We start from the raw sequence: 10018 nt of genomic DNA, 5'->3' as shown, positions 1-10018 counted from the left end.
CCCCCCCCCGCCGCAGGCGCATAGGGAGCAGCAGGGGCGGCGGCTCCGAAGGCGCGAGCAACCAACCCGCCAGCGCGCGCGGCCGAGCCGGGCACAGCTGCGGCGCCAGGGATTGCGTTCAGGGTATTCGTGACGTTGCGCCCCAACTCGCTGTTCATGGGATTGTTCTGCGAGCCGTCAGGCATTGGGGTGCGCTTGTCGTAATCCGTTGGGATCATCTGCACCAGAGGGTTGCGATAGGCTGCTGCCGCATCGCCATAAGAGGTAGCCATCATCTTTCCTTTCTTAAGCGATAGGCCCAGGCATCATCTCGTCGCCGGTTCTGACCCACTCTTCATTGCGGCCGCTGGCCTTGCGCCCAAACTCCGCCTCGAACTTGGCAAGCGACAACCCAGCCTTTGCCGGGTCCATCAGATCGCCATCGGTGCGGCTGTAGGCCCGGTAGAGCATCCAGCTGACCAAGGCTTGATGCAGCTCGGGCCGGATCTCTGGGCTGTCGCCGCAACCTTGCATCGGCTTCTTGGGCAGGCGCTGCACCGTCAGGTTGACCGTGTATTCCTTGTCCGGCCTGGGCCAGAGGTACAGCTGATCGGTGGTCACGCCGGTGATGAGATGCGTTGGTCGGTTGCGCACAGCTTGAAACTGCCAGCCCGGGAAGAAGGTGTCCATCTCATCCACATGGAGTGGCTGCAGCGCGCAGCCATCCACAAAGGCACGCAGCACGCGTATAGCCAAAGGGTTGAGCCGCACCGACTCTGCGCCGGCGGCAACAGGGAGCGTGCACCAGCTGGACGACGAATCTCGCAGGAGCTGGCCGCGCCGGCAGGCTTCATCCTGCGCTTCGTTGGCGTAGATCGTCAGGAGCTTGTCATCGCAGAATTGCGATTCAGGCCCATCCAACGAATCAGCCCGATACAGCGTGATCAGATCCTGGAGGGTCATGGCTGGCTTTCAGATCAAGACGCCAGCACCGAGCGCAGCCAGGCGCTGCCCTTGGGGTTGTCGTCGCGGTTCACCTGGAAGGGGTAGCGCAAGCTCTTGGCCTGCTTGAGCACGTTCATTTTCTCGCCCAGGCGGTCATCCAGATCCTGGTCGTAGCCGGTCTCCTTGGCGCGCGCCAGGCGCTCGACATACTTGCGCTTGACCACAATGGGCACATCGCGGCGGAACATCTGCAGCACGCCATTGACGGCCACCTGCACGAAAGGCGCCTCGTTGTCCTTGCCGCCGGAGAGCACTGTCACCATGACGGGCTCATTCATGAAGGCTTCCAACTCGGCGTCCTTGAAGGTCACAGGCGAGTCGATGACTTCGGGGGAGAAGTCGGGCACGACACCAAACTCCATGGCCGGCGTGGCGCCCAGGTATTCGTTGGTAGAGTCGACTTCGGGTTTGCGTGGTGCGGTGGCCATGGTTCTTGCTTTCATCTGATCTTGAGAGGAAGGCCCAGGGCAGACGAATCCACCCCGGGCCCAGTTGCTTACAGGCTTACAGCGCGCTCACGCCCGCTTCGGCCACAGCCATCCAGCCTTCGTTCAGCATGGTGCAAGCCATGTAGAACTTGGCGCCCACGAAGCCGCGCTGGCCCAGCGGATCGCTCTTGTCCTTCTGGCCGGGCGGGATGTAGGTAGGATCCAGCGCATCAGCGCCGCGCAGCGACAGCTGGCCCCAGGCGTCCTCACCCACCACGATGAATGGATACACATCCACCTTGGTGGTGCCCATCAGGCCAGTGCTGCCGAGGTCAGCGCCCGCATCTGGGTATGCAGCCAGTTCAGGGCTGGTGATGAACCGGTAGTTCTCCACGCTGCCCAGCTCGTAAGGGCTCACTGGCTTGCGGGTGCCGTATTCAGCAACGGTCGTGAATCCTTGCAGATCGCGGATGTCAGCTTCGGCATCAGTGCTGACGAACACCAGGTAGGCCGCTTCCACCGGCTGAGTGTCGATGTTGGGCGACGGCGCCAGAATGCCGGTGATGCGCTTGGCGTGGTTTGCCTGCAGGTTGCGACTGATCTTGCGCAGCAGCTGCAGCGTGATCTTGGCGTTCACAGCTGCACGCGATGCGCCGCCGCCGGCGTAGAAGGCATTGGTGCACGCCTTCAGGGTGCCGTAGCGAATCATCTCGCGTACCAGGGCGATGCGCTCGCCACACTGTTTCTTCATCTCAGCGGGCACATCGTCCTCGTAGGTGTCCACCGTTTGGTCGGTGAGCTGGTAGAGGCAGCCGTACTGCTTGATCGTAACGTTGATGTCCTGGGGCACCAGCGTGTCGGCCGCGGGCGTGACACCTTCGGTCAGCTCGTGAGCCGCAGGCACAGCCTTGGGACGATTGCGGGTGTTCCAGTCGGTGTTCGTCGCACCGTAAGGCAGGTAGCGACGGTGCACGATGGTCTTGCCCTGGTTCTTGGGCATACCGCGTTGCTGGCCGGTGATGCCCAGCACTTCGCACGGTACAGCGTGACCGAGGATGTCGCCCTTGAGTTTTCCAATCCGGGCAGCCGGATCAGTGCTCTTGAATTCAGCCATGAATCTTCTCCTTCAGATCCGGCTCAGCGCCGGTTGAGTGTTGCTTGAAATGCGGCCTGGAATGCCTCTTCTTCGGTAGGCGCAGACTGAGGGCGAGGTGCGTTGCCAGTAGGCGTCACGGCAGCCTTGAGCCGCTGCTGACCCCGCGCGGCCTTTTCGGCGGCACTGGATCGCGCAGTAACGAACTGGTCGTACTGGCCAATGACGGCTGCAACACCATCGGCGGTGTTGGCTTCGGCAAAGGCTTGTTGCGCCTGCTCCTCCTGTGCAGCCAGCCAGACATTGAATTCCGGCGACTGCACCTTCTCGCGCCAACCCTTGTGCATGCGGTCCATCACGGCCAGCTCAATTGCGCCAGGGTCAAGCTCGGCCGATACCGTCGCTGCATCCGTGGCCACGGGCTGCTGCGGTTTGGCTGGCGGGGCGACCGGCGGTTGAGGCTGCACTGCGCCGTACCGGGCATGGATGTACTTGGCCACATCGGGATAGTCCTGCTCGAACTGCTGTAGCTCCGCCGAAAGCTCGGGCGCCGGTGCAGGCGTCGGGGCGGCGGCAGGCGCTGCGGGCTGGGACTGCAGACGGCCATTGAGCTCGCCGATCTTCCCGTTCGCCCTGCGCAGTTGCTGTGCGAGGTCTTCCACCTTTGCGGCTTGGCCCATCAGACGCTGGACTTCGCTGCGCTTGTAGCCCTCGAACACAATCGGATCATCTTCCTCACCAGATGCGGCCGGGGCAGCGCCCTCGCCTGCATCCGCGTTTGGTTGATCCTCAGTGCCAGGGGCCGCAGGCGCGACTGCTTCTGCTGCTGGTGCCGCTGCAGCTTCCTCGGCTGCCGGCGCTGCCGGTGCGGGGGAAGGCAGTGGCGTGCCAGATGTTTCAGCGAAGCTGCGTTCGAAAGCTTCCTGCTCCTGCTGGTTTCCGTCCATGAGTCATGCACTCCTATGTTGAATGCCGAGGTCAGTAGCCGTAGCCACCATCGTCGGCGGGCTCCGCCGGGGCTGGATTACCCAACGCCAGCAAGTCTTTCAAGGAGGCGATGCGCCCGCGCAGTTCGGCGGTGTGCAAGGCATCCAGGCTTGGGCTGTCGTTCTTCTCCCGCAACGTGGCGATTTGGGCACGGGCGTGCTGCTCGATGGCGCGCCAGGTTGGGGAATGAAGCTCGATAGCCGTTGTCATGGCGCCCAGTTTTCCGCAACCAGCGCATTCAGGCGAACCCTAGACGGGTGTCACAGATAGCTGCCATCCACAGCTGGCGTCTCAATGCCCTGCCGCACGCCGGCGAGAGGGCTTTCTGGGTTGGCTGGTGTGAGTGGATTGGTGTTTGTCAGCAGCTCACCGGCTGCGGGCTGCTGCTCTGGCACTGCCCAGCCAGATGGCTGCGGCACAATGGGCGCTGCATCCTGATCCTTGAACCCTGTCGAGTGCGCCAAGCCATCGGCCAAGCTGGCAACACCCGGGTTCAGCAAGATGCGCTCTCCGGTCTGCACGCTGCTGTACAGCGTCTCCATACCGGTATTGGTGGCATCGGCATCGGCTTTGCGCGCCTGTGCCTCCAGCAGCTTGGCCTTTGCGGCGACCGTTGGATCCTGGCCTTGCAGGCTCCGCTGGGCCTTCTGCTCTTCCGTGAGCTGGAAGTTCGTCGGATCCAGTCGCTGGCCCTTGCACAGCTCGGCAGCCAGCTTGGCCGGGTCGAGTTCGTAGATGGGATTGGCCGCCACCTGCAGCAGCGTCATCAGGAACTGCTGCTGTGCGTCGCGCTCGACCAGGGCGCTGGATGCGCGCACGTCGATCTGGAAATCGCCCTTGATGCTGTCGTCTTCCGAGTAGGTCATCATCCAGTCGAAGTAGCGCTGGATGTGTGGCCGGGTCATGTAGTCGTCAAACCGCTTGGCCAAGCGCCGCAGCACGCTGGTGGCGTTGTTGTTCTGCATCTGCATGCCGCCCAGGGTGTTTGGCGCATCGCCGCGGATACCCTGCAGCATCGCTGGCATGCCGGTGGTGTCCTCGGCCATCTTGAGGGCAAAGGTGATGATGTTCATCAGCGGACCCTGCACGCTGGGCACCACGAAGGCATTGAACGCTGCGCGCACATCGCGGGCGTCTGCATTGGCTTCGGCGCGCCAGGTCTTGCCCGGGGTCAGGTTCCAGGATCCGTTCTGCGGCGTGATGCCATTGCCGATGACCACCTGCGGCGCCGACGACAGCCCGGCGTTGTCCATCATGGCTCGCGCCGATCCGTTGAGCATGCGTTGTGCAGTGCGGATCTGGCGGGCGATGCCCAGGCCCCAGGGCATGCCGGGGCGGCGCTGCCAGGCAAGCACATCATAGGGAAACTCGCCATCCTCTTGCGGGCTGAGCACCACCTTGACCAAGCGGTCATTGATCATGACAGCCATGGTGGGCACGCGGTCCTCGTCGCTCTCCTCCAACTCCACACCCAGGCGGGTCAGGTGCTCTCGTGCGCAGTGGCCATAAAAGATCCACATTTCGAACTCGTCTTCGCCAGGGCGGTAGACAGATTCCGTACCCTCGCGGGTGCGTGACGGTCCCTCGCGCAGCACGCCGAGCAATGCGCCAGGATCGTAACTGGAGTCGGCCAGCATCTCCTTGATTTGCCGGCGGCCGATGAACTCGCGCTCCCAGGTGTAGCTGCCATGGTGGATGTTCTCGCCGCAGGCAGGGTCCGGGAAGAAGTTCCAGCTGTCGATGCGCTTGGAGCCGGGCTTGATCTCGTCCACCTTGATGAACTCGGTCATGCCGGTGGCTGGATCCTTATGGGTCATACGGGCCGTGCGCGTCACTGGGAACGGGCCCTTGAGCACGCCAGAGCCAAGGCGGGCCGAGTCTTCGATGACCTGGCGCACTTCGCCGTGCCAGTTGCTCTCCACCAGCGGATCTTCGATTGCGGTCTGCATGCGCTCTGCTGCCTGCTTGGCCTGGGCGGCCTGGCTTTCCATGTGCTGCTGCGCGGCGGCCGGATCGGTCAACCCCAGTGCGCCGGCCAGCTGCGTCAGCTGCATGTTGCTGAGGCGCGGCAGCGGCGTCGGCTTGATCTCCCACGCCCGATCATCCGTCGGCAGCAGCATGTCGGCAACCCGCGCGCTGGCCGCATCCACATAGGGGCGCGTGATGTTCAGGAACACGACAGATCGCACCGGCCCCTTGTCCTTGGCCTGGCCACCGATGATGGCCGCCTTGCGGCTGCGGTAGAGCTGGTTGGCGTTCTGGAAGGCGCGGTTGGCGTCATCAATGCCCTGGTAATACTCTTCGTCCTCCGTCCACTCTTCCTCAATGCCCGAGCCAGCGCGGCCGGCAATGGCCTCGCGGCGCTTGGATAGGAGCGTCAGGACGAACTCGGCGCGCAGGTCGCGCTGGGGTTCGGCGCCGTCGCCTTGGGGCTGCAAGCCCCCTTGTGTTTCAGTGGCTTGCATCTCAATACCCCATTTCTCGATCCAGTGGAGCCCAGTCGCCGCCGGTGGAGCGCTGTGGCACAGGCCTGGTGATCGCCTTGCGTTTCATCATGGTGGCGTAGCGGCTCGCGCTCATCAAGTCGTCGAGCTTCTTCACCACCTTGCCATCCTTGCGGTGGTACAGCTTGAACTCCTGGAACCAGTCGTTCAGGTGGGCAAACACCTTCCACCGTCCCGTCTGCATGCGTTCAAGCATGTCGATCAACCCCGCTTCCACTCCATTCGTTCCATCTTCGAAGGTGGCCCGATCCTTGAGCATGCGCAGGCCGGCCTTGGCGTACTGAACGGCCAGCTGCTCGCCAGAGCCTTTGTCGTGTTGCTCGCCGTCGTGTGGCCAGGCAGTGGGAACCCAATCGCCCCAGGCTTTGATGGTGCTGGCGTGGATAACCGGCGTAGCGTGGCTCAGCCTATGTGCCTGCACCACGTAGATGCAATCGCTGTCGCGATCCCAGGCAAGCTGCACAGCAGCCGTGGGGTGATCCCAGCCAAAGTCCAGTCCGTTGATGCGCACCCAATGCGCAGGAATCGGGAAGGCCGGCACCTTGATGCTGCCCTCTTCCACCGGGAAGATGCGGCCGCTGCCCAGGGTTGGAATGCCGCGTGCCCGGGCTTCTCGCTCATGAGCAGGCGAGCTGTCCCACAGTTCCTTTTTGGTCTTCGCATCGAGATGGGGCACATCGTCCCATCCTGCGGTGACAAGGTATCGAGATGCGGTTATTGCAGGCACAGGGCTTCCTCCTTCGCCTCTTGCTCGCCCTCAAGGAACATCATCACCGTGCCGGTTGTCCCCTCCAGAGGGGTGAAGGTGATATAGACGATCCCATTGGTCGTGGCCGTTCGAATGAGGCATTCGCTGTAAACCTCCAGCGGCGGCTCCTCGTCGAGCCAGATGCCATCGCGCTCGGTGCCTTCGAAGCTGCCCCGCCCTTGTTGGTAGGACTTCAAGCCCAGCTCGGAGAACTTCCCGCTCACATGCTTGACATACACGGTGTCAGCCAGATCAGTAACACCCTGCTTCCAGCCCACCCGCTCAATGCAGTCGGCATAGACCAGGCCAGTGCCGCTGAAGCACTTAGAAGTTCCAGATCCCACCACCGGGCCGAACAACTTGTTCTGCACGATGTCGCGCGTGGTTTCGTTGGTTTTGCCTGCCGCCCAGAAACGCACGGGCCCGGCAAAGCGTCGGCCTTCCCACCAGTCTGGATAGCGCCCGGTCAGATGCAGTGCTGTCTCGTAGCCTCCCATCCCCTCCGTCTTCCCAACACGATTGGCGGCCATGGCGCACCGCTCGCGGTAGGTGGCGCCGGCGCGGAAGAACTCCATGTGCTTCGGGTAAAGCTCACGACGCAGCGGCCCAGTCGCGGGATACATACCGTCGATCTTGCGTCGGGACAGCTCCAGCTCAATGGCCGCAAGCATCGCGCTGCGCTGCTCTTGAGGCAGGTCGGCCAAATTCATACACCGCCCTTCAGGGCGTCGCGCATCGCGAAGAGGTCGGCCGTTGAGAACGTGGCAACACCAGGATCTGCTGGCGGCAGCAGCTCCTCCTTGATCCCATAGGCCTGGCGCTCCAGCCCAACCAGAATCCGGAGCGACTCCGAGAGGGAGCGCATGGTGCTGCTGCGGCTGGACAGGGATGCCGCTTTGCTTGCAGCTTCGGCCAACTTGGCGCGCTGCTCCTTGGTCATTTCATCGGCAGCTGTACCGCGCAGGATCGCTGCGACTTCAGCCATCAGCTTGGGATTAACGCTCTGCTGCTCCAGCTCAGCCATCAGGCCCATGCAGATGGACCGGCTGCGCTGAATGTCCGCCCGCTCAGCCAAGCGTACCGAAGCCACCTTCGTCGCGCCCTCTTCCACGATGCGCTTTTCGGGGATCTTGGTGTCTGGCGTAACCTTGCCCGTAACCATGGCTGCCGTAACCATCGCATCGGACTTGGCCTGGATCTTCGCGGAGAGGTCACGAGGAATGCCGCGATCACCAAAATGCTTGATGATGGCCGCGTGTGAGACCTTTTCACCGGTCTCTTCTGTGTAGGCCGCTGCCAACTGGCGAGGGCTCTGGAGACCGGCTCGCCAGCCCGCTTCGATGCGGTCGTAGTCGATGCGTTTACGCGCCCCCATCACGCGCCTCCGCCAATAGTCGCCCAACAGCAGCTGTGGTGGCCTGCATCACCACCATGCTGGCCATAGGCAATGAAACGACGCCTGCCTGTTCGCACGCGATGTCAATGATGGCATCCAGGAAGTGGTTGCCCGTGCTCGACCAAAGCAAGCAGCGCCGCACACGCTTCACAGCGCCCTTGGACATGCCGAGCTGTACAGAGTAGAGGGTGGCTTGGCCGATCCCGGCCACAACGTGGGTGTACCCCTTGGTTCCATCCTTCGCCTCGATGACGCTTGCGCTGCCATCCGAGTGGTACACGACAATGTCAGCCCGCCCGTACTTGAAAGCCTGCTCTCGCACCAGGACGCATTCAGGGGTCAGTGGAATCAGGTCATCGGAGTATCCGCACTCATGAAGGTAGATGAATTGGTCAACTAAGTCCTTCTCTACGCCATGGGGCACTTGGCGGTTCTTGATGAGTTCCTCACGCAGCGCCGCGATCTTAGCGGGATTCAGAATCGGCGGCTTACCCGCTGATTCCGGGGGGCAAACTAAGGATCGGTCTGCTGCAGGGTGTTGCTTGGGCGTTGTCATTACCCCAGATCATTACCAGTACACTCCTCTCGCACCACCCCTAGGCGGGTGTGCGCGTCAACTGCAAATTCCACCGCACTAACATGAAGAAATATTTCAGCCCGGGTAAGACCTATAGAAGAAGTTCGGTAGCTTTATTACTCGGCTTGATGTTCGTTGTAATTGCATCGATTTTTGCAGCAGTGCTCGAAGTGCCTCGCGGAGATTTATTCGCTGGCTTTATGGCTGGAACCGGCGCTGTCGCGGCTCTCATGGCAGCATTGGAATCAGCTGATGCAGCGCATGCTGCGGCAGATGCTGCTAGGCAAGCGAATGAGATCGCTATCCGGGAATCAACGCCTTCTATTTCGCTTTCCCCTGTACCTCGGTATTTTCGAGAGTTAGCTGGACATGAGGGCTATCTATCGCAAGCAGTGATTGAGAACATTGGCACTGCCTATACAGCAATCAATAGACTAAACGTCTACCGATACTCAAATAAGAAAAAGATCTTCATTTACGGAACTTCAACCAGGATCCCTTGCCCAGCAGGAACAGACTCTGCTCATACCATTGGTGATGGTCACCTTGAGAACTTACGTATTCGAGACCACGATGGTTTTGCCATCGAGGTCTTTACGATTCATGGAACTATGTGTTCCGCTCTGATCTGGGTAGAGCATCCCCACCTGGAATTCCGCACTGTGCAGCTTTACGATGCGCCAGTGCCAGAACTACTCCCACCCTTTCCTTCTGGCCCGCCCGATTTCAGCGCATCAGTTCCATCTGCTGGGACCCCAACGCATCTTTGAGCCGACGCGCCATCGTCGCCTGCGCGCGCTCCATGTCGCTGATGCGATCGGCCAGCGCCCGGTTGCGCACCGTGGCCTCAACCAGCAGTGCCGCCACATCGTTCTGCGTCTGCAACTGGGCATACTGCAGGGCAAAGCCCCCCAGCTGGCGGGCCAGGGCCCGCGCCTCTGGGGTGAAGAGGCGCAGCTCCTGGTCCCCGATCTCGATCAGCACCATGCTGTTGTGCAGGTCGGTCACGGAGATGGCCCGGGGCTCGGGCAGCGGGTCCACCACTTCATAGACGCCATCGACCAGGCGCCGCATGCGCCCTTCTTCGATCCAGCGGCTGACGTGGTCGTCGACCTTGGTGTAGGGGAAGTCTGTGAGCTCCATCAACCGCTGACGACTGATCGCCTGACCAGCTTCGCGCAGCGAGACAATGCAGTCCCAGATAACCTGTCCTGTGGAGTTGGTGCTAACGGTAGTATTCATCATCATTTCCCGGTAAACTGAGTTTGCTCAGGTCTCAGACCGGGAAACGCCACCTTCGG

Annotated in this window: 13 protein-coding genes; 1 reads left to right on the top strand and 12 read right to left on the bottom strand. The window is 61.8% G+C overall.

The window, feature by feature from the left end; genetic code table 11:
• The 11 genes from H928_RS32665 to H928_RS29720 form a co-directional block, all read right to left on the bottom strand.
• A partial coding sequence (locus tag H928_RS32665; RefSeq protein ID WP_204366343.1) for a hypothetical protein occupies positions 1 to 272 on the bottom strand: 272 nt, incomplete at its 3' end.
• Positions 273 to 285: 13 nt separating this feature from the next.
• The gene (locus tag H928_RS0124425; protein WP_021028854.1) at positions 286 to 942 is read right to left on the bottom strand and encodes a DUF6682 family protein; all 657 of its coding nucleotides are present in this window, start codon (positions 940 to 942) and stop codon (positions 286 to 288) included.
• A 14-nt stretch (positions 943 to 956) separates the two neighbouring features.
• Positions 957 to 1412 carry a hypothetical protein gene (locus tag H928_RS0124420; protein WP_021028853.1) on the bottom strand — a complete coding sequence of 152 codons (456 nt, stop codon included), beginning with the start codon at positions 1410 to 1412 and terminating at the stop codon, positions 957 to 959.
• Positions 1413 to 1488: 76 nt separating this feature from the next.
• Positions 1489 to 2526 carry a N4-gp56 family major capsid protein gene (locus H928_RS0124415; RefSeq protein WP_021028852.1) on the bottom strand — a complete coding sequence of 346 codons (1038 nt, stop codon included), beginning with the start codon at positions 2524 to 2526 and terminating at the stop codon, positions 1489 to 1491.
• A 23-nt stretch (positions 2527 to 2549) separates the two neighbouring features.
• Entirely contained in the window at positions 2550 to 3452 is a 903-nt protein-coding gene (locus H928_RS0124410; protein ID WP_021028851.1) for a hypothetical protein, read from the bottom strand.
• A gap of 31 nt (positions 3453 to 3483) precedes the next feature.
• Entirely contained in the window at positions 3484 to 3702 is a 219-nt protein-coding gene (locus H928_RS0124405) for a hypothetical protein (protein ID WP_021028850.1), read from the bottom strand.
• A gap of 50 nt (positions 3703 to 3752) precedes the next feature.
• Positions 3753 to 5957 carry a hypothetical protein gene (locus H928_RS0124400; RefSeq protein WP_027011363.1) on the bottom strand — a complete coding sequence of 735 codons (2205 nt, stop codon included), beginning with the start codon at positions 5955 to 5957 and terminating at the stop codon, positions 3753 to 3755.
• A gap of 1 nt (position 5958) precedes the next feature.
• Positions 5959 to 6723, bottom strand: a complete 765-nt coding sequence (locus H928_RS31895) for a hypothetical protein (protein ID WP_148293303.1) — start codon at positions 6721 to 6723, stop codon at positions 5959 to 5961.
• The gene (locus H928_RS31890; RefSeq protein WP_204366342.1) at positions 6711 to 7454 is read right to left on the bottom strand and encodes a terminase large subunit domain-containing protein; all 744 of its coding nucleotides are present in this window, start codon (positions 7452 to 7454) and stop codon (positions 6711 to 6713) included. The genes H928_RS31895 and H928_RS31890 overlap by 13 nt, the downstream gene beginning before the upstream one ends.
• Positions 7451 to 8119, bottom strand: a complete 669-nt coding sequence (locus tag H928_RS29725; protein WP_021028848.1) for a hypothetical protein — start codon at positions 8117 to 8119, stop codon at positions 7451 to 7453. The genes H928_RS31890 and H928_RS29725 overlap by 4 nt, the downstream gene beginning before the upstream one ends.
• Complete coding sequence (locus H928_RS29720) at positions 8106 to 8696, bottom strand: hypothetical protein (protein WP_204366341.1); 591 nt, start codon at positions 8694 to 8696, stop codon at positions 8106 to 8108. Before H928_RS29720 ends, H928_RS29725 begins: the two co-directional genes overlap by 14 nt.
• Before the next feature lie 83 nt (positions 8697 to 8779).
• Between H928_RS29720 and H928_RS31885 the strand changes: the two genes are divergently transcribed.
• Positions 8780 to 9487, top strand: a complete 708-nt coding sequence (locus tag H928_RS31885) for a hypothetical protein (protein WP_148293302.1) — start codon at positions 8780 to 8782, stop codon at positions 9485 to 9487.
• On the opposite strand, the gene H928_RS0124370 is transcribed toward H928_RS31885, so the two are convergent.
• Positions 9444 to 9959: a hypothetical protein gene (locus tag H928_RS0124370; RefSeq protein WP_148293301.1), complete on the bottom strand. Its 516-nt coding sequence runs from the start codon at positions 9957 to 9959 to the stop codon at positions 9444 to 9446. The genes H928_RS31885 and H928_RS0124370 overlap by 44 nt on opposite strands.
• Between the last annotated feature and the right edge of the window lie 59 nt (positions 9960 to 10018).

The sequence above is a fragment of the Comamonas sp. B-9 genome (assembly GCF_000410635.1).
GTDB lineage: Bacteria > Pseudomonadota > Gammaproteobacteria > Burkholderiales > Burkholderiaceae_C > Comamonas.
This window is presented reverse-complemented; position numbering and strand designations above follow the sequence as displayed.